We start from the raw sequence: 19,401 nt of genomic DNA on the forward strand, positions 1-19,401 counted from the left end.
AAAATACAAAACCCCGGAGAATTTCTTCGGGGTTCTTTTTTGCCATGATGAATATTTTATCCCAACAGGCTTAAAACTTTCAATCGATCTTTCGCCAACTGCGCTTTCAACTCATCGAGAGAGGCGAAAAATTGCTCGTTTCGAATGCGTTGATAAAAATGAATCGTGATATTTTTGTAGTAGATATCTTGATTAAAATCCAGTATATGAACCTCGATGGAACGATTGTCGAGTTGATTATTTACGGTTGGTCGAACACCAATATTCAGCATTCCCAAGTATATTTTATCATCCACATCAACCTTTACGGCATACACTCCATCTTTGGGAACCAATTTATAGCTCTCCTGAGGATCGATGTTAGCAGTAGGAAATCCTATGGTGTGCCCCAGTTTTTTTCCATCGATAACATCTCCTTTAATAAAAAAACGATAGCCCAAATATTTATTTGCCATTTGGATATCACCTTCTGAGATCGCAGTGCGAACTTTCGTAGAGCTCACATTAATAGCATCCATATTTAGAACATCCTGACGTTCGATTTTGAAGTTTAACTTATCGGCAAACATCTTTAAATCCTCATATTTGCCTTCACGATTGTGTCCAAAACGATGATCGTAACCAACCACCAGATATTTCATGCCCAACTGCTTCACCAAAATCTGCTCAACGAATTCGACGTAGGTCAATTTCGAAAATTCTTTTGTAAACGGGTAAACAACTAAATGATCAATTCCGGCAGCCTCGAGCAGCACCTTTTTTTCTTCCAATGTATTGATTAAACGCAAGCCATTGTCCTCGGGATTTAAAACCAGTCTTGGGTGAGGATAAAAAGTAAATATCACTGTTTCACCCTTCACTTTTTGAGCCAATTCCTGTAAACGACGAATCACTTTGCGGTGCCCAAGATGCACGCCATCAAAAGTACCGATGGTTACAACTGGATTAATTGCGGAAAAATCTTTTAAATCCGTATATATTTTCATGTGCCAACCTAAATTATTCTATCAAAATGGTTCCCTTTTTATTCCCATCTCACTGCAGCCATTCTATCCAATCAATTGAGAATACATCTTGATTTACTGATGCAAAAATATGAAAATTTCAGGAACAAACTCCGACTTAAACCAAACGAAGTAAATTTATGGCGAATGATGAAAAAAAACGATCAGCTCAAGAGGCAGGTAAATGACATTCCATTTACACAGCACAAATTAAATCCGGAAAAGAAATAATAATGATTATACAGGAAATTATTAGTAAATTTCACGCTTAGTTTCCGAATATAAACGAAAAATAATAAATTTCTTTTCGTTTTTGTATAGTAATAGAATGAGAATCATATGCTAATGTGACTGCTTTAATGTATCCGGAGAACAAACTAAAAACTATTGAACGCAAACAAAGAAAACTATTCATATGAAAAAATTATTATTAGCCCTTCCAATCCTTTTATTGTGGGCTTGTAGTCAGAAAGACCTTGTTAATGTTGAAGGTAAAATTGATAATGCTAAAGGCAAAGTATTGTACTTTGACAGATTAAATACAACAGGTGCAGAAGTAATAGACTCTGTCACAATTGAGGAAGACGGTCGATTTGAATTTAAGGTGAAAAACACCAAACCTGAATTTTATTTATTACGCCTTTCTAACGGTCAATTAATTACCTTATTAGCTGAAGCAAATGAAAGTCTTATCGTTTCTATTAAGGGAGTAGATATGGGGAAAGATTATACCGTTGAAGGTTCTAAAGGCTCTAAGTTAGTGAAAGAATTGAACGACAAACTTAACGAAACCAAAGATCACCTTGCTACTATTCGTAAAGATTTAGAATCGAAGAAAAGTGATCCCAACTATTCCAATATTTCGCAAAACCTATTAGCTGATTACGTGAAAGCACTTCAAAATCAAAGAGAGTTTTCGATTGATTTTATCATGAAAAATGCAACTTCATTATCAAGCTATATGGCTTTGTATCAAAAATTAGACGACAACACCTATACTTTGAACGAGAACGAAGACATTAAGTATGTTAAAATCGTTGCTTCCTCGATGAAAGCCTTGTATCCTGAGCATGATTACACCAAAGCTATTTTGGGTAATTTGAAAGTTTTACAAAAGAAGTACAATAATGCTAAGGTTGCCAAATTAATTGCAGATAAAGGAACCAATTTCCCTGATATCAAGCTTCCCAACCAAAAGGGAAAAGAAATTAGTCTTACCTCATTAAAAGGAAAGTTTATTATTTTAAGTTTCTGGGCTTCTCAAGATGTAAACTCTCGCAAACAAAACAGAGATTTAAAGAGGATTTACGAAAAATTCAATAAAAAAGGATTGGAAATTTATCAGGTTTCTATTGATCAGGATGAGAAATTATGGACTAAAGCCATTCAGGATGATCAATTAAACTGGACTAATGTGTGCGATACAAAAACCGGAAGCGTAAATGCTACAAGACTTTACAACATTCAATCTGTACCATCAAACTATTTGTTGGATCAGAAAGGTGATATTGTTGGAAAAAATCTTTTTGGTTTGGCACTTGAAGAGAAAATAGCACAATACGTTAAGTAGACCTGCACAAGACCTCATGACCCAAACTCTTCTCCTAAAGGGAAGGGAAAATGACATTTACAAACTTGTCTCAGACAGTAATGATCGAGAAAAAAAATATATACTTTGCATCAGACGTACATCTTGGTGCCCCTGCCTTACAGAATAATCGCGAACGCGAGAAATTGTTTGTAAAGTGGCTTGATCAGGTTAAAGATGATGCGGAATGCATTTATTTAATGGGGGATATTTTTGATTTCTGGTTTGAATACAAACGTGCTGTTCCGAGAGGATTTACACGTGTTTTAGGCAAGATTGCTGAAATTACAGACTCTGGTATTCCCGTACATTTCTTTACTGGAAACCACGACATTTGGGTGTTCGATTATTTACCCACTGAGATTGGAGTAATTGTTCATCGGGACATCGTAAAAACTGAGATTAAAGGGAAAAAGTTTTTCTTAGGTCATGGAGATGGACTGGGACCATTCGACAGGAATTACAAAATATTAAAGAAAATTTTCACAAGCTCCTTTTTACAATGGTCATTTGCTCGTATCCATCCTAATTTATCCATTTGGCTGGCCCATAAATGGTCGGGACACAGCAGATTAAGAGATGGAAAAGTGGAAGCTGACGATTACCGTGGTGACGACAAAGAATGGTTGGTGCTTTTCGCACAAGATGAACTGAAGAAGGAACATTACGATTATTTTGTATTTGGACACCGGCACATGCCTTGTAATGTGGATTTGAATGGAAAAAGTCGATATATCAATACCGGTGATTGGGTAACTCATTTTACCTACGCAGTATTCGATGGAGAAAATATGGAAGTTAAAGAATACGAAAAACCAACGATTGGCTGCTAAGGAAAACAAAAAGTTAACCACTAAGGACACATCATCCTTTGTGGAAAAGAAGGAACAAAAAAACTAAAGAGTAACCACTGAGGACACAAAGGGTTTTCACGAAGTAACACAAAGAAATACTTCTCCCTTTATGGATAACAAAAAAAAAGGTTTAAAAAAAGACACTCTCCTCTTCACCATAGAAACCAATGTAAAAACGTAGCACACGACGTTACTACAAGATAGAATATAAAACATGGAAATATTATATATCGCAATTGGAATAGCTAAAGGATTAATTATAGCCTGGTTTATCTACCGCAGAAAATCGGGTCAACAGTCAGCTCTGCATCGTGAAGAATTGTTGAAACAGGAAAATTCTTTTATCAACGAAAAGAGTGAACTTTCGCACAAGCTTTCCGTGCTGGAAGAACGAACTACTAATCTGCTACAAGAGAAAACATATATAAATGAAGCTGTGAGTGCGGAGCGTATGAAGAATGAGAATTTGACGCGCTCTGTTTCTATATCCGCCACCGAGCGAAAAAACTTGGAAGAACGCTTAACAAATCAAAAGCAAGAGTTGGCAGATCTTCAAAAGAAATTCACAAGCGAATTCGAAAATATTGCCATCAAAATACTAAAGGATAACACCAAAGAATTTACCAGCTCGAATCAAAAGAACATGAGTGATATCATGGCGCCTATCAAAGAAAAATTGATGTCGTTTGAAAAAAAGGTAGAGGAAACATACGATCGTGAACTTCGCGATAAAATCAGCCTGAAGGAAGAGGTGAAAAAGCTTTACGAACTGAATTCAAAAATTAGTGATGAAGCCAACAACCTTACCAAAGCTTTAAAAGGTGATGTGAAGAAGCAAGGAAATTGGGGCGAAGTAGTATTAGAAAGAATATTGGAGCGATCTGGTTTGACCAAAGGTCAGGAATACGACCGTGAGGTAGTGATGAAAAACAGCGAAGGACAAACCATTCGTCCTGATGTAATTATTCGTTTACCGGAAGAAAAACATGTCATAGTAGATTCCAAAGTATCACTGGTTGCATACGAGCGATATGTAAATTCAATTGGTGATGTTGATGCGGAGAAATTTCAAAAGGAACATATTGTTTCCATGAAAGCGCACGTAAAAGAATTAGCTGATAAACATTACCAAAGTTCGAGTTCTTTGAACTCTCCGGATTTTGTATTAATGTTTATGCCAATAGAATCATCCTTTGCCATGGCTGTTCAGTACGATCAGGAACTGTTTAACTTCGCTTGGGATAACAAAATAGTAATTGTGAGCCCTTCTACCTTATTGGCCACATTGCGCACCATTGCTTCCATCTGGAAACAGGAGCAACAAAACCACAATGTAAAGGAAATTGCCAAACAAGGTGGTTTGCTATATGACAAGTTTGTTGGATTTGTTGAGGATATGATTAAGCTGGGCAAACAAATGGACACCTCGAAAAGCAGCTATCAGGATGCCATGAAAAAACTGTACGATGGCAGCGGAAACATGGTTCGACGCGCTGAGAATATCCGCGAATTGGGTGCCAAGGTGAAAAAGAGATTGCCGCAAACTTTAATCGACAAAATGAACGATACGGAAGCAATTGTAGAATAATATTTCAAAACGTAGGGACACAACAAGCTGTGTCCGTTAAAAAAGGGTCACGACATGTCGTGACCCTTTTTTTGCAATAATATTTAAAGAAGGACACACCATGGCGTGTCCCTACAAATTACATATTCGCCAAGGCCTCGCCAATCAAGCCTTTTAGCTTATTGATATTTTCAATACCCACAGATAATCGAATGACCCCTGGCAATGGATATTTTGCGCCCCAAACAGGTTCCACAGGTAATAAAATAGTATCTACTTCTCCCAAAGTAGGAACCAATGGAATTGTTTCTTCTAAAACTGCGATAAAGCGATTGCATTTCTCTCTTTTGTCCTCATCGGAGTTTCCTTTGATATCGAAGGTGATCATCCCACCGAAACCCTTATCGCCAAACAAAGCCACTGCTTCTTTTCGAGTTGGATGAGATTCCAGTCCAGGATATAAAACCTCCTCTATTTCTGGATGATTCTCCATGTATTCAGCCAATTCCGTTGCATTATCGCAATGCTTCTGAAACCGCAATTCGAAACTTTTCAGCTGTGTTCCCAATCGGTAGGCATCATCAGGACTTAAGAAATGACCCGCCCATTTTCGGTATTCGAGTGCCTCTTTCAGTAGTTCCTTATCGTTTCCACAAACAACTCCTGCGGTAATGTTTCCATGTCCGCTCAAATATTTGGTTACCGAATGAATCACCAAATCGGCACCATCTAAGAGTGGTTTCCACAAGTAAGGCGTTCCAAAAGTATTGTCGACAATTATTTTAGTCTTGTATTGCTTGGCCAATTCCATGATGCGTTTTACATCAGCAACAATCAACATTGGATTCGAAACGGCTTCGAAATACAAAAATTCAGGTTGAATTTCTTTGAGCATGCGCTCCAATTCCTCAAAATCGTACAAACCCTCTTTCGCATAAAAGCGGTGCACATCCAAATTACGGCGCTTGATCAACACCGTATCTATAAATGAATTCGTTCCTCCGTAAATCTCATTAAAGAATAGCCAAGGGCGGGTTTCTGCTCCTTTCTGAAAAACTGATACAGCAACATCAATCGCCGCCATTCCTGTTTCCACCAACAATGCCCAATTGCATCCTTCCAATTCCATAATCTGCTTCTCGACCGCTACAACAGTTGGGTTACGATATCTGGAATAGATATAATCATCTGGTTCGTGATTGTTTTCCGCTTCGGCAGTAAAAGCTGCTTTCGCTCGTTTCGAATTTTGTAGGTTAAAGCCTGCTTCGCGGTAAAGCGGCGTGTGCGATGCATTGATTTTTTTCATGGTCGTATCCTTATGTATGGTTAATCTCTTTATTTAATTTTTTAACACTCCCCTTAATCCCCTCTCAAGAGGGGAATTTGAAATGCTGTCCTAAACTCCCCCTTTGAAGGGGGATTGAGGGGGATGTTTTGTAAATCTTTTGCATTTGAATCTTAGTTTTAAATTTTTAAGACACCCTCTCCCTGTCAGGATCTCCCCTTAAAAATGGAGAATTCAACTTGCATTTTTTTATTCTATCATCGACTCCTGCAAACACCCCTAAATCCCCTGAAGAGGACTTTTCAGTACATACAGCCAATTTAGCAGTAATTCTTTTTAAGCCCCTTTAGGGGTTTGGGGTAAAATCACGGCTTAATTAAGGGCAATTCATTCAATTCTTTCTCTGGTGTGATCACATCCGATTCGGAATAGAATTCAGCCCTGTCGATAATTTCTCCTGTAAAAATAATCAGGAATGAAATTGTGGCGGCCAATTCTCCCGACAAATTGTAAAAAAAGAAAGGCAAAAACAGACAAAGAATTCTGATACCGGAAAGGAGTAAGAAATAGCCAATTCCTTTTTTTAGGAAGATTATTTTTCTCCCAATGTACAAACTTCCTTTCAGCAGAATTAGCAAACCAATCAGGATAGGGAAATCGGCCAAACAGGCAAAAAACAGAATTCCTGTTAAACTTACCATTCCCGAATGCAATACTAATCCATCCTTTCTTTTGAGGAATTTGTAGACCCTATCTACCGATATCAGACTGAATATGCCAAAAGCCATAGCAACAAAGCCAATCATCTGATTGTCGGTGATAATTTGCAGACCCGTTACTCCAAGAAATGCTGAAAAGGAGAAAATTTCACGACTCAGCCACGATCCTTTCAGATTCAAAATGAATCGCCACATGCGTAATTTCTTACCAATGTGAAGGGATGTTAGCGCAATTGCCAATACTGAAACAATCGCAAAAGGCATCAATTTCATTTCCAGAAAGCCAAACAGGAATGATGCCTGCCAACTCACCAATCCGGCAACAGCCAAAGTAAAGAGTACCAAGGTCCATTCTTTATCAAGAGACACTTTCGATTCCGCTTTTGGCAGATAGCTTTCCAGTTTTTCGATACTAATTTCCACCGCATCTAAATTTTCGATTGCTGGTGTTGTATGCTCTTCGCGCAATGGAATCAGCTGAATGGATGGTTTAATGCCGATATTGACAAAACCCGGCGTAATAAGATCTTCTTCTGTAATTTCTTTCTGTCCGAATTCCAAGGCGCCAACAGGACAAGCCTCAACGCAAGCCGGACGTTTCCCCTCAGAAATTCTATCGACACAAAAATTGCATTTCTCAACAATCTTGGTGTTCTCATTAAATTTTGGGGCATCGTACGGACAAGCCCAAGTGCAATATTTACAGCCAATACAAGCTTCGGCATGATGAATGATGGCTCCGGTCTTTTCATCGCGGGTATAAGCCAGCGCCGGACAATTTTTCATGCACGGGGCATCTTCGCAATGATTGCAGGCCAAAGAAAAATGAAAGACCGGCAAGCTGGGATGCTTTAAATTGTTGTGGCAGTTTACCTCGCGCCAATTCACCTCTAAATCGGTGCCGTTCTCAATACTACAACCGGCAACACAAGCCATACAGCCAACACATTTATTCGTGTTAAATATGAATGCATTTTTTTCCACAATCCTTTAAAATTAGTTCTTAAAGTTGACTCACAAGTCAAACTTATAATTTATCATTATCCTCTAGCCGGATTAAGCGATGCTTTTCTTTATTCTTAATTCTTAATTACTAATTCTTAATTTTTCTTATCTCAACCCATGTATTGTGAAAGGCCGTTCCGTGCCCAATGTCTGTTTCTTTCCCTGTGGTGAATAGGTTTGGTGCGGCACCATTTATAGCCCAATGACCGTTGGTGAGAACTACATTTCCTTGTCGCAAGCCCAAATCGAATTGTACTCTTACTTCCGATTTGCCCTGGTGATTATAAATCTCAACCATTTCCAAATTCAATATTCCTTTTGCTTCGGCATCCAATGGATGAACGTACAAATAGGCTTCCGGTTCGAATTGTTTGATGACCTCCAAATTTCCAAACTGAGAATGAATTCTGTTTTTTGAATTGGGTGAAATCAACTGCAAAGGAAACTCCTTTTGAAAAGGCAATGGCACATATTCCGGCAAGGCATCAATTCCCCACAACTCCTTGGCTTGTTTACTATACAATTCTATTTTACCCGATGGAGTCGAGAACTGATGATCTGCGAATGGAATCTCCTCGAAAGAATTCGCCAATTGCGGTCCCTTTTTCAAAGCTTCCAAACTCAATTCTGGAAATTCTTTCAGGAATCCATTCAGATATTCTTCAATTGCTTCATCCGTTGGTTCCGGAATATTTTTACTGATTTCAGCCTCATCCATACCCAAACGTTTGGCCAACAGATAATATATTTCTGATTCAGGCTTTACTTCTCCGGCAGGTTCCAAAACCTTTTGTTTCAACTGCACATACGGATTCCAATACGAACCAATGATATCCGATTGCTCGAACATGTTTTTGGCTGGCAAAACAATGTCTGCCTCGTAAGCCGTATCGGTCATGAATTGTTCTACCACCACACGAAAATCCGCTTTGCGAAATGCCTTGCGAATGGAATTGGTATCCGGATTTTGCGAAAGAGGATTTCCTCTCTCCACCCAAATGAATTTCACTTCCGGATCTTTGATGTTTAGTAAATCTTCGCCCAATTTGGCTACGGATATTTTTCTACGGAAACTAGGATGCTCACAACCTGGAAAGTAAGATTCCGGCTCTTTTAAATCATCGAAAACATAGCTTTGAAGATTGGCATAATGCCAACATGCACCTTTCTTACCAATATTTCCTGTTATCACCGAAAGGGCCAAAAGACATCTGGTTGTCTGACCGCCATTTTCGTATCGTTGCAGTCCGTAACCTGGAATCAAAGTCATGGGTTTAATGGTTCCAATCTGCTTGGCTAAGTTGCGAATGGCCTCTTCAGAAATCCGGCAAATCTGCGATACATTTTCTATGGTGTAGGCTTCTACCCGCTCTTTGAACGGCTCGAAACCCAATACGTTCTTCTCTATAAACTCATGATCGATCCAATCATTTTTGATGATTTCCCGTGCCAATCCCAATGCCAATGCGGCATCAGTTCCCGATTTTACCTGAAACAAAGAGTTTGCCCGTTCGGTAGATGGTGTTCTTCTTGGATCAACAACTACTAATTGCGCTCCATTCGCCTGTGCCTTTTCGACAGGAATCATCTCCTGAATGTTCGTCTCGGCAGGATTTTTCCCCCATAAAACAATCAGCTTAGCGTGTTCCAAATCCCAGGGCGCATTGTGTTTGTTAGCTCCCATTGTCAATCGGGCAGCTTCCAATCCGGCAGGCCAGCAAAGATTGCCATAAGTGGTTGTAGCTCCTCCGAATAGTTTCCAGAAGTTTGTACTAATCCCATTCAACAATCCCGACATGCCGCTTGATGCAAAATACAAGATAGAATGAGGACCGAAATTTTCTTTGCAATGAGTTAGTTTTTCAGCAATGGTATCCAAAGCCTCATCCCAGGAAATTCGTTCATATTTTCCTTCTGCCACTCGCTTTTGCGGATATAAAATTCTAGATTTGGAATTTGCCCGCTCGACATAAGCAAGGCCTTTAATACAAGGACCTTCGGGTGTTGCCCGATTTTCAGCATGGGGTTCAATACCGGTAACCCTATTGTTTTCTACCCGAACTTTTATACTACATGTACTGTAGCAATTTCGCGGACAAGCAGAGGATATTAACTTCATGAGAATGGATCATTAAATTTGGCGAAAAATTACTCAAAAAATTGATGAAAACCTTAGATCAAGGACATCTAATAACCCTCTGCCTAAAACCAGAGGCAATACATAAACAAAATGAAATATTTTTCGTCGCGGAATAACATTCCTCCTCCAATTAATCAATCTAACGCGACGGATTCCCGTTACCGAATCAAACCCAGGGCGTTGCCCTGGGCTGTATTGTATATGCCCTTCAGGCAATGTATTCACATTTTAAAATCCTCTGCCTAAAGCCAGAGGCAATGCATGAGGCAATGCATAGAAACATCAAAGAATCATCATCAAAAAAGGACACAATGATTCTCATGTCCTTTGTCCTCTGCTTTAGCTGGGGCAATCCATTTTTAAAATCCTCTGCCTAAAGCCAGAGGCAATGCATGAGGCAATACCTAGAAACATCAAAGAATCATCACAAAATATGGATACAATGATTCTCATGTCCTATACCCCCTGCTTTAGCTGGGGTTTTTATCAAGCCTCAACAAGAATTTCTGCTGTAACAATCTCGCACAAACGTTTTACACCTTCAATTGCCTTTTCGTTGTTCACATATGAGAAGTTCAATCGTATCGTGTTTGTTCCGCTGCCATCGCAATAGAAAACATTTCCGCTAACGAAGGCTACCTTTTTTTCGATCGCTTTGTGGAACAAATCCAAAGCATTCATATGCTCCGGCAAAGTAATAAATAGGAACATGCCACCTTCTGGATGAGTCCATGTCACACCCTCGGGCATGTGCTTTTCCAATTCTGCCAGCATCACATCTCTGCGCTGATGATACAGATCGATAGTTTTTTGAAGGTTGGTTTCGAACAAACCCGATTTCATATAGCCAATGGCAATTTTCTGTACGAATGTTGGTGTACACAAATCAGCCGATTGCTTGGCAACAACAATTTTCTCATTAACATCTTTGGGTCCCAAAACCCATCCAATACGGAATCCTGGTGCAAAAATCTTCGAGAAAGTACCTAAAGTGAGTACATGATCGTCATTGTCCAACTCATACATCAAACGCTGAGGTTTTCCTTCGAAACGAACTTCACGATACGGACAATCTTCAACAATTAATACATCGTACTTATGAGCCAATGCGATAATTTCCATACGGCGCGATTCAGGCATGGTAATTCCTGTTGGATTTTGAAAATCAGGAATCACATAAATAAACTTTGCTTTAATGCCCTGCTGCTTTAGTTCCTCCAGCTTGGCTTCCAAAAGTTCAGCACTCATGCCGTTCTCATCCATTGGTACACCTGCCATTTTTGCACCGTAAGCCTGAAATGCGCCAATACCTCCTAAGTAAGATGGCAGACCACATATCACAACATCACCTTGGTTTACAAAAACTTTGCCTACCAAATCCAATCCTTGCTGCGATCCAGTTGTAATAATCATGTTATCCAAGGAACATTGAATGCCTTCATCCTGATACTTTTTCAAAAGCAATTCTCTTAGCTCAGTAACCCCTTCGGTTGCATCGTACTGTAATACGGCTGCTCCCTCTTCACGCAACATTTTCGAAACAATGCTGTCCAACGCATCTACGGGAAAAGATTCTGGTGCCGGCAATCCGCCTGCAAAAGAGATGATTTCCGGATTTTGAGTCAATTTCAAAATTTCACGAATGGCTGATCGTTTGTTATTATTGCTGATTTGAGAAAAGGTTCCTTTTAAATCGCTGATCATGATTGTTTATTTTAGTTCTGTTTGTTGTTTTTGTTTAAGCCTTTTCTATAAATTTAGAACACTCCCCTTAATCCCCTCTCAATCCCGATGGTGATCGGGAGGGAATTTGAAATACTGTCCTAAACTCCCCCTTTGAAGGGGGACTGAGGGGGATGTTTTGTAAATCCCTTTTATTAAAACCGGGTGATATAAAGACACCCCTCTGTCCTCCGGACATCTCCCCTCAAGAAGGGAGAAACTTAAATTCATCATCCTATTCCAATTTTGGAATCTTCCACCTTTTAAGGGGTAGTGCCGACAGGCGAATGGGTGATTTTAAATTAAAATGGGACAAATATTGTATTCAGATCAGGACATGCCATGGCGTGTCCCTACAGTATTTTATAACCAATTTTTGCGCATGCGTAACCATTTTTTGTCGCGATGCTCTGTTATGCATTGAATATTCTCATCATTCAGGTGCTTGAACCGGCCCTGCTTTTTCAGATAATCTTTTACCGAAGCAAATTCTTTCGGGTTGCGGTTCAATTTGTACTCGCCATCCTCATATTCTGCCAAGAAAATCAGACCACAGTCTACAGCTTCTTTTGCAATTTCGATAGATGTTTCGGTTGGGGTTCCCCAGCCTGTTGGACAGGATGCATACACGTGAATAAAGGTGGCGCCTTTAATGTGCTTGGCTTTGTTCACCTTATTCAAATAATCCTGAGGATAGCCAATACTAGCCGTTGCAGCGTAAGCAATATCATGCGCAGCAATAATCTCAAACATATTCTTTTTGTGAGTAATGCTTCCCGGCAGGTTCTCACCAGCAGGCGTAGTTGTAGTTTTTGTTCCGTAAGGAGTCAGTCCACTTTTCTGAATACCGGTGTTCATATAAGCTTCGTTGTCGTAGCAGATATACAAAACATCATCGTTACGATCAATCATTCCTGAAAGAGCCTGAAATCCAATATCAGCAGTTCCACCGTCGCCGGCAAACACAACTGTTTTCACATCTTTTTGCCCCAAAGCTTTGGCTCCGGCAGCAATTCCTGATGCCATACTAGCAGCGCCCGGAAATGTGGTGATCAAGGCATTGGTATTGAATGCCATTTGAGGAAAAATAAATCCTACCGCCGACATGCATCCGGCTGGTAATGCTGTATAGGTGCGCTCACCCAAAACTTTTAGTGCCAAACGAACAGCAACACTTCCACCACATCCGGCGCAAGCCTTATGACCATAGAAAAATTCCTTCTCGGTCATGTTTTTCGCATTCACTTTTGGGATATCTACTAGATTAGTCATTGGTTTCTACGTTTAGGCTAAAAAATTCTACTTTCTCTTCACTCTTATTTGCCACTCCGAAAAACAGCTTATCGAACATCTCTTCAATCTCAGCTTTGGTGATATCCCGTCCGCCAAGGCCACCTACAAAATTGCTCTTGTAAACGTACTTGTCAATTTTCGAAATTGCTGAATTCACATTGGTATAAACAGTTCCCTCGTATCCGAAAGAAATATCTTTATCGATAACTCCGATCGCATTTACACGACGGGCCAAATTTTTCACTTCTGCTTCGGGGAAGGGACGCATGTAACGAATCTTAAGCAATCCAACTTTCTTGCCTTCGGCACGCATCTTATCGACCACCACACGAATGGTTCCGCAAACACTTCCCAAGGCCACCAATACCACTTCGGCATCTTCGCACTGGTACTCTTCCACCATATCGTAGTACTTACGACCAAATTTTTCTGCAAATTCCTGATCCACATCGCGAATTACATCAATAGCATTAAACATGGCTTCGTTTTGCTGATATTTGAATTCGGTATTGTCATCGGGCTTAGAGCTGAATCCTAAATTTTTAGGCTCTTCGAAAGACATTTTGTTTGGAGTCTCGAAAACCGGAAGAAATTCATCTACCATTTTTTGCTCTGGAATAGCCACCAACTCGTAAGTATGAGTCAGGATGAAACCATCCAAATTCACCATCATTGGGGTCAATACATCTTTGTGCTCAGCAATTTTGTAAGCCTGAATAATCATGTCCAAAGCCTCCTGTGCATCTTCAACATAAACCTGAATCCATCCGCAATCCAGTAATGACAATGAATCGCGCTGATCGCCGTAGATACTCCAAGGCAAAGCCACCGAACGGTTGGCATTCATCATTACCACCGGCCAACGACCACCACTACAGTAGTGCAATCCTTCGGCCATGTATAACAAACCCTGGGATGATGATGCTGTAAATGTTCTGGCACCTACTGCGCAGGCTCCCATAGCTGCTGAAATAGCAGAATGCTCCGATTCAACGTGCATGTATATACCTTCCATCTCGCCTGCTTCTACCATTTCAGATAGTCGCTCAACGGTGATGGTTTGCGGGGTGATTGGATAAGCAGCAATTACATGCGGACGGCATAACTTTACGCCCTGAGCCACTGCCTCATCACCTGATATGAAAATCTTATTATTTGTAGTCATTTTTCTAATTTTCTGTTTCAGTTCATTAACTGTTTACATTAATTGAACAAGCTAAAAGCTATTAGGTATTAGTTGTTAGCCTTTAAAAGAGTTGTGCTTGAAAGTTCTTCTTAATACTTTGTCCCCTCTCAATCCTCGATAGTTATCGGGAGGGAATTTGGCAAGCCGCTAAAAGTCCCCCTTTCAAGGGGGATTCAGGGGGATGTTTTTGTAAATCCCTTTCGTTGGACACGCCATGGCGTGTCCCTACTCTTTTACCATTTTAATTGCATCCGTTGGGCATTCGTGTGCACAAACACCACAGCCTTTGCAATAATCCATGTCGAATTCGATTTTGCCGTTTTCTTTTAAGATGGTGCCATCCGGACAAAGCAGGTAGCAACGAAGACAGAAAACACATGCTTCGTGATCGATAACCGGACGGACTGATCTCCATCCTGCATTGATCTCCGGCAGAAAACCAGCCTTGTACTGCGGGCCGGTAGGATATTCATCTATGTGTGTAGGAAATTTAAATTCCTGTTTTTTTGGACGGTTCATTTTTTTCAATTATTAATTAATAATTACTAATTGTTAATTAATTCAAAGGCTCTTTCTACAATCTTCACATTCAATTCGGCCAGTTTTGGCTTCATTTCGGTTCGGATGCTGGCAACGGCTGCCTCTAAGCTTACCAATCCCGATGCGGCAGCTAATGCTCCGTACATGGCTGTGTTGGTAATTGGCCGTCCCAATAATTCCATGGCTAAGGTCGAAGCATCAATGCCAATTAGTTTGAAAGCGGGTAATGCTTTTTGGTACACTTCTACCTTTTCGGTGTTTACTAAAATGGTAGCACCAGGTCTGATTCCTTTTTCGAAACCGGGAGTGATTAAAGTCTCATCCATTACCACCACGTAGTCGCTGTTCTGAACTTCGCTGCGATCGTGAATTTTGGTGTCGTCTATTTTGGTGAAAGCCAAAACCGGAGCACCTCTTCTTTCAGGACCGAAAGATGGGAACGCCAAAGCATGTTTGCTTCCGTGAACACTGGCAGCAATGCCCAGCAAACGAGAAGCGGTAAAACCACCTTGTCCTCCTCTTCCATGCCATCTGATTTCTTTCATCTATCTAAATTTTGTTTGTTGTTGTTTTGCTTAATGGCCCCGACGCGAATCGGAGCCATTTTGTGTTTGTTGTTGTATGTTGTGATTTTTGTGAAAATCCGTATTTAAAATTCCTGTTAAAATACCCTGTAAATATACATATTGCAGTAAAATTTTACTAGTAAAGAGAATAAATACAGTAAACTGATCTACCAAACGGCATTTCGAAAGAATTTATATCTTTGCAACAGCCATATAGATGACAATGGCAGATAAATTTTCTTCTCATGGATAAACTGGACCAAACCGATCGTAAAATTTTACAACTGCTGCAGCAGGATTGCCGCATTACCATTAAGGAACTTTCGGAGAAACTATACCTAAGCAACACGCCTGTGTACGAAAGGGTTAAAAAACTGGAACGTAACGGAATTATTAAAAACTATGTGGCGGTACTCGACCCCGAAAAAATCGATAAAAGCATGGTGGTTTTTATCTCTGTTTCAATAACTAAACACACACGCGATGTAGTAGAACAACTGCGAAATGATGCTCTCGCACTGCCAGAGGTTATGGAATTTTACATTACCTCCGGAAGTTTCGATGCCATGATGAAAATAATGGTGAAAGACATGCATGCTTTTCAATTCTTTCTTCAGGAGAAACTTTCTACTTTAGAATACATTACCCGATTCAACAGCACCTTCGTGATTTCTTCTTCGGATAAAATTGGATACGATTTGTAAGATTTGTTCAATATTTCTCTTTACATCCTCGGGTTGAAACCCGAGGCAAAGCATGAATAATCATTGTATAGGACGCCATCCATTGTCCCCTGCTTTAGCCGGGGCATTCAAAATTGGACAATCAAAATTTCAGAATCCTTTGGTTGAAACCAAAGGCAATGAATGAATAATCATTGCATATGATCCTAATCATTTATCCCCTGCTTTATGAGTCCCATAAAATTCTATTGTCATTCTGATCCCGATTGTCATCGGGACGAAGAATCTGCACCTTTGAATAATAAATGCTGACATCAAAATATTTCTCTAAAATCCTTTGGTTGAAACCAAAGGCAATGGATGAATTTACAGATGATCTAGGTTCATCATTTGTCCCCTGCTTTAGCTGGGGCATCCAAAAATATTCAAAATTGGACAATCAATAGAATTCAATATCCTCTAGATGAAAATAAATGATGGAATTTAAAATCCTCTGGCTGAAGCCAGAGGCAAAGAATGAATTTACAAATGATCTGGATTCATCAATTGTCCCCTGCTTTAGCTGCGGCAATCAAATATCATTTGCCCTCTGTTTTTAAAGGGGGAACTATTTTTATAAATCCATATTTCTCAATCATCACCTCTTCCTCTTGCTCAAATGATTGAAATTGGTGGTGAAATTCTTGATTTTTGATGTAAGTGCGGACTCGTTGCAAAGCTGATTCACCAACCGACACGGCATAATAATCGTTCTGCCACTCGAAATTATCTTTATACAGCTTATTTTTATTGATCCAGAAGGAAGATTCCCCTTTAATCAGTTGCATCAACTCACTTATGGTCTGATCTGGCTGAAGCCTTACCAAACAATGACAATGATCGTAATATCCATTTATAAAATCCATATCAATGCCTTTTTCTGCAGCATTTTCCTTAATGTGTTTCCACACTTTTTTTCTTATCAAACTTGATTTTAGAAATGGCTCTCGATATTTTGTGCTCCATACAAAATGGATATACACTTTAACATGTGGCATATGCTTGCTGTTTTGGTCAATAAAAAAATTACATCTTTTTAATAAACAAAACAAGTTTTTTTTAATCCTCCGAATAATGGGCTTCGAAATCCTCTGCCTAAAGCCAGAGGCAAAGAATGAATTTACAAATGATCCAAATTCATCTATTGTCCCCTGCTTTAGCTGGGGCAATCGAACAAATATCTCAAAATTGGACAATCAATAGAATTCAATATCCTCTGGATAAAAACAGATGATGAAATTTAAAAATCCTCTGAATGAAAACAAATGATGGGCTTCTTACAAATCCTCTGGCTAAAGCCAAAGGCAAAGGATGAATTTACAAATGATCTGGATTCATCAATTGTCCCCTGCTTTAGCTGGGGCAAGCAAACAAATATCTAAAAATTAAACAATCAATAAAATTTAAAATCCTCTGGATAAAAACAGATGATGAAATTTAAAAATCCTCTGCCTAAAGCCAGAGGCAAAGAATGAGGCAATGCTTAGAAACATCAAAGAATCATCACAAAATATGGATACAATGATTCTCATGATTTTTTGTCCCCTGCTTTAGCTGGGGCAAGCAAACAAATATCTCAAAATTAGACAATCAATAAAATTTAAAATCCTCTGGCTAAAGCCAGAGGCAATGGATGAACTTACAAATGATCTGGATTCATCATTTGTCCCCTGATTCAGCTGGGGCAATGCATTCAGTGCATCTTTTAAATCCTTTAATTTTCGCAAATTGAATCTGATATTTTTCGTCGCGGAATAACATTCCTCCTCCTATCAACCAATCTAACGCGACGGATTCCCATTAACGAATCAATCCCAGGGCGTTGCCCTGGGCTGTTTTGTATATGCCCTTCAGGCAATGCATTCTTATTTTTCAAATACTCAGGTTGAAACCATAGGCAAAGAATGAATTTACAAATGATCTGGATTCATCTATTGTCCCCTGCTTTAGCTGGGGCATCCAAAAATATTCAAAATTGGACAATCAATAGAATTCAATATCCTCTGGATGAAAATAGATGATGAAATTTAAAAATCCTCTGCCTAAAGCCAGAGGCAAAGAATGAGGCAATGCTTAGAAACATCAAAGAATCATCACAAAATATGGATACAATGATTCTCATGATTTTTTGTCCCCTGCTTCAGCTGGGGCAAGCAAACAAATATCTAAAAATGCTTCAAAATCCTCTGGCTAAAGCCAGAGGCAATGGATGAATTTACAGATGATCCAAATTCATCTATTGTCCCCTGCTTTAGCTGGGGCTAACACACATCTACGTCCCATCCCTCCCAATTCCTGTAAGGCACATCATACCAACACTAAACCATTGGAAAATAGAATATTTTTTTTTGATTTTATCGTATTTCTCCTTAGGTTTATTAGTCAAGTATTCAATCAATTATCAGGTTTTCAATCTAATTTTAAATACAAATCAACAGGCATGAATAAAATAGTAATATCAATCCTTCTTGCTTTGTTCTCCTTATCGGGATTTACCCAGGAACTGGATGTGAAAAAATGGGTGCAGGAAGCCGATGAAAAAATGAGAGGTACGTCGAGCAAGTCTAATTTCAGCATGACCATTCAAAGAAAATCGTGGTCGCGAACCATCGAAATGAAGGCCTGGAGCATTGGCAATGACTATTCTCTAATGTACATCGTATCTCCGGCCAAGGAAAAAGGACAGGTTTTTCTGAAACGTGCTAATGAAATGTGGAACTGGATTCCCAGCATTGAGCGGATGGTGAAAATTCCGCCTTCGATGATGATGCAATCATGGATGGGATCGGATTTCACCAATGATGATTTGGTAAAAGAATCGTCGCTGGCAAAAGACTATACTCACAAACTGCTTGCTGAAGAACAACAACAAGGTTTTGATTGTTATAAGATTGAATTGATTCCTACTGAAGATGCTCCGGTTGTTTGGAGTAAAATTTACATGTGGATCAGCAAAAAAGAAAAACACTGGCTGCGGGCTGAATATTACGATGAAGATGAAACATTAGTGAAATATGAAGTCTTGTCGGATATAAAAATGGTTGACGACAGAGAAATGCCTACCCGTTTGGAGATGATTCCTGCGGATGAGGAGAATCAGAAAACAATTCTGATTTATGGCGAAACCGAATTTGATATTCCACTGAAGGAATCGTTTTTCTCTATTCAAAACATGAAACGAATTAGATAGTTCAGAAGGCTTGATCAATC

The 19,401-nt window shown here is 39.5% G+C and carries 16 protein-coding genes; 5 read left to right on the plus strand and 11 right to left on the minus strand.

The features are described from left to right. Positions 1–56 precede the first annotated feature (56 nt). Entirely contained in the window at positions 57–986 is a 930-nt protein-coding gene (locus tag ALGA_RS06830) for a bifunctional riboflavin kinase/FAD synthetase (RefSeq protein ID WP_096428619.1), read from the minus strand. 433 nt (positions 987–1,419) lie between these two features. Between ALGA_RS06830 and ALGA_RS06835 the strand changes: the two genes are divergently transcribed. From ALGA_RS06835 to rmuC, 3 genes are all read left to right on the plus strand, one after another. Continuing rightward, positions 1,420–2,574, plus strand: coding sequence for a TlpA disulfide reductase family protein (locus ALGA_RS06835; protein WP_096428620.1), 1,155 nt, complete (start codon positions 1,420–1,422; stop codon positions 2,572–2,574). Positions 2,575–2,624: 50 nt separating this feature from the next. Then, positions 2,625–3,425: a UDP-2,3-diacylglucosamine diphosphatase gene (locus tag ALGA_RS06840; protein ID WP_231706077.1), complete on the plus strand. Its 801-nt coding sequence runs from the start codon at positions 2,625–2,627 to the stop codon at positions 3,423–3,425. Positions 3,426–3,660: 235 nt separating this feature from the next. Further along, positions 3,661–5,034, plus strand: coding sequence for a DNA recombination protein RmuC (rmuC, locus tag ALGA_RS06845; protein WP_096428621.1), 1,374 nt, complete (start codon positions 3,661–3,663; stop codon positions 5,032–5,034). Between the two features lie 118 nt (positions 5,035–5,152). Here the strand turns inward: rmuC and ALGA_RS06850 are convergent, their stop codons facing one another. The 8 genes from ALGA_RS06850 to ALGA_RS06885 all read right to left on the minus strand — a co-directional run bounded on the left by ALGA_RS06850 (position 5,153) and on the right by ALGA_RS06885 (position 15,448). Then, positions 5,153–6,352, minus strand: a complete 1,200-nt coding sequence (locus ALGA_RS06850; protein WP_317044273.1) for a trans-sulfuration enzyme family protein — start codon at positions 6,350–6,352, stop codon at positions 5,153–5,155. 311 nt (positions 6,353–6,663) lie between these two features. After that, complete coding sequence (locus tag ALGA_RS06855; protein WP_145957577.1) at positions 6,664–8,001, minus strand: 4Fe-4S dicluster domain-containing protein; 1,338 nt, start codon at positions 7,999–8,001, stop codon at positions 6,664–6,666. A 109-nt stretch (positions 8,002–8,110) separates the two neighbouring features. Continuing rightward, entirely contained in the window at positions 8,111–10,141 is a 2,031-nt protein-coding gene (locus ALGA_RS06860; protein ID WP_096428624.1) for a molybdopterin-containing oxidoreductase family protein, read from the minus strand. 507 nt (positions 10,142–10,648) lie between these two features. Continuing rightward, positions 10,649–11,866, minus strand: coding sequence for an aminotransferase-like domain-containing protein (locus ALGA_RS06865; RefSeq protein ID WP_096428625.1), 1,218 nt, complete (start codon positions 11,864–11,866; stop codon positions 10,649–10,651). A gap of 381 nt (positions 11,867–12,247) precedes the next feature. Then, positions 12,248–13,156, minus strand: a complete 909-nt coding sequence (locus tag ALGA_RS06870) for a thiamine pyrophosphate-dependent enzyme (RefSeq protein ID WP_096428626.1) — start codon at positions 13,154–13,156, stop codon at positions 12,248–12,250. Next, on the minus strand, positions 13,149–14,342 hold the full coding sequence (locus ALGA_RS06875) for a transketolase C-terminal domain-containing protein (protein WP_096428627.1): 1,194 nt from the start codon (positions 14,340–14,342) through the stop codon (positions 13,149–13,151). The genes ALGA_RS06870 and ALGA_RS06875 overlap by 8 nt, the downstream gene beginning before the upstream one ends. 246 nt (positions 14,343–14,588) lie before the next feature. Then, entirely contained in the window at positions 14,589–14,882 is a 294-nt protein-coding gene (locus ALGA_RS06880) for a 4Fe-4S binding protein (RefSeq protein WP_096428628.1), read from the minus strand. Positions 14,883–14,908: 26 nt separating this feature from the next. Further along, entirely contained in the window at positions 14,909–15,448 is a 540-nt protein-coding gene (locus tag ALGA_RS06885; protein ID WP_096428629.1) for a 2-oxoacid:acceptor oxidoreductase family protein, read from the minus strand. A 266-nt stretch (positions 15,449–15,714) separates the two neighbouring features. On the opposite strand from ALGA_RS06885, the gene ALGA_RS06890 reads away from it, so the two are divergent. Continuing rightward, positions 15,715–16,173 carry an Lrp/AsnC family transcriptional regulator gene (locus ALGA_RS06890; protein ID WP_096428630.1) on the plus strand — a complete coding sequence of 153 codons (459 nt, stop codon included), beginning with the start codon at positions 15,715–15,717 and terminating at the stop codon, positions 16,171–16,173. A 205-nt stretch (positions 16,174–16,378) separates the two neighbouring features. On the opposite strand, the gene ALGA_RS22745 is transcribed toward ALGA_RS06890, so the two are convergent. After that, on the minus strand, positions 16,379–16,567 hold the full coding sequence (locus tag ALGA_RS22745; RefSeq protein ID WP_145957578.1) for a hypothetical protein: 189 nt from the start codon (positions 16,565–16,567) through the stop codon (positions 16,379–16,381). A gap of 163 nt (positions 16,568–16,730) precedes the next feature. Beyond that, complete coding sequence (tnpA, locus tag ALGA_RS06895; RefSeq protein ID WP_096428631.1) at positions 16,731–17,189, minus strand: IS200/IS605 family transposase; 459 nt, start codon at positions 17,187–17,189, stop codon at positions 16,731–16,733. Positions 17,190–18,631: 1,442 nt separating this feature from the next. On the opposite strand from tnpA, the gene ALGA_RS06900 reads away from it, so the two are divergent. After that, positions 18,632–19,381 carry an outer membrane lipoprotein-sorting protein gene (locus ALGA_RS06900; protein ID WP_197705720.1) on the plus strand — a complete coding sequence of 250 codons (750 nt, stop codon included), beginning with the start codon at positions 18,632–18,634 and terminating at the stop codon, positions 19,379–19,381. Positions 19,382–19,401: the final 20 nt, after the last annotated feature.

Origin of the sequence: Labilibaculum antarcticum, assembly GCF_002356295.1 — a bacterium.
GTDB lineage: Bacteria > Bacteroidota > Bacteroidia > Bacteroidales > Marinifilaceae > Labilibaculum > Labilibaculum antarcticum.

Coding starts and splice junctions, on each gene's coding strand:
- ALGA_RS06830 (WP_096428619.1), bottom strand. CDS start 986: ATGAAAATATATACGGATTTAAAAGATTTTTCCGCAATTAATCCAGTT.
- ALGA_RS06835 (WP_096428620.1), top strand. CDS start 1,420: ATGAAAAAATTATTATTAGCCCTTCCAATCCTTTTATTGTGGGCTTGT.
- ALGA_RS06840 (WP_231706077.1), top strand. CDS start 2,625: ATGACATTTACAAACTTGTCTCAGACAGTAATGATCGAGAAAAAAAAT.
- rmuC (WP_096428621.1), top strand. CDS start 3,661: ATGGAAATATTATATATCGCAATTGGAATAGCTAAAGGATTAATTATA.
- ALGA_RS06860 (WP_096428624.1), bottom strand. CDS start 10,141: ATGAAGTTAATATCCTCTGCTTGTCCGCGAAATTGCTACAGTACATGT.
- ALGA_RS06865 (WP_096428625.1), bottom strand. CDS start 11,866: ATGATCAGCGATTTAAAAGGAACCTTTTCTCAAATCAGCAATAATAAC.
- ALGA_RS06870 (WP_096428626.1), bottom strand. CDS start 13,156: ATGACTAATCTAGTAGATATCCCAAAAGTGAATGCGAAAAACATGACC.
- ALGA_RS06875 (WP_096428627.1), bottom strand. CDS start 14,342: ATGACTACAAATAATAAGATTTTCATATCAGGTGATGAGGCAGTGGCT.
- ALGA_RS06880 (WP_096428628.1), bottom strand. CDS start 14,882: ATGAACCGTCCAAAAAAACAGGAATTTAAATTTCCTACACACATAGAT.
- ALGA_RS06885 (WP_096428629.1), bottom strand. CDS start 15,448: ATGAAAGAAATCAGATGGCATGGAAGAGGAGGACAAGGTGGTTTTACC.
- ALGA_RS06890 (WP_096428630.1), top strand. CDS start 15,715: ATGGATAAACTGGACCAAACCGATCGTAAAATTTTACAACTGCTGCAG.
- ALGA_RS22745 (WP_145957578.1), bottom strand. CDS start 16,567: ATGCCCCAGCTAAAGCAGGGGACAAATGATGAACCTAGATCATCTGTA.
- tnpA (WP_096428631.1), bottom strand. CDS start 17,189: ATGCCACATGTTAAAGTGTATATCCATTTTGTATGGAGCACAAAATAT.
- ALGA_RS06900 (WP_197705720.1), top strand. CDS start 18,632: ATGAATAAAATAGTAATATCAATCCTTCTTGCTTTGTTCTCCTTATCG.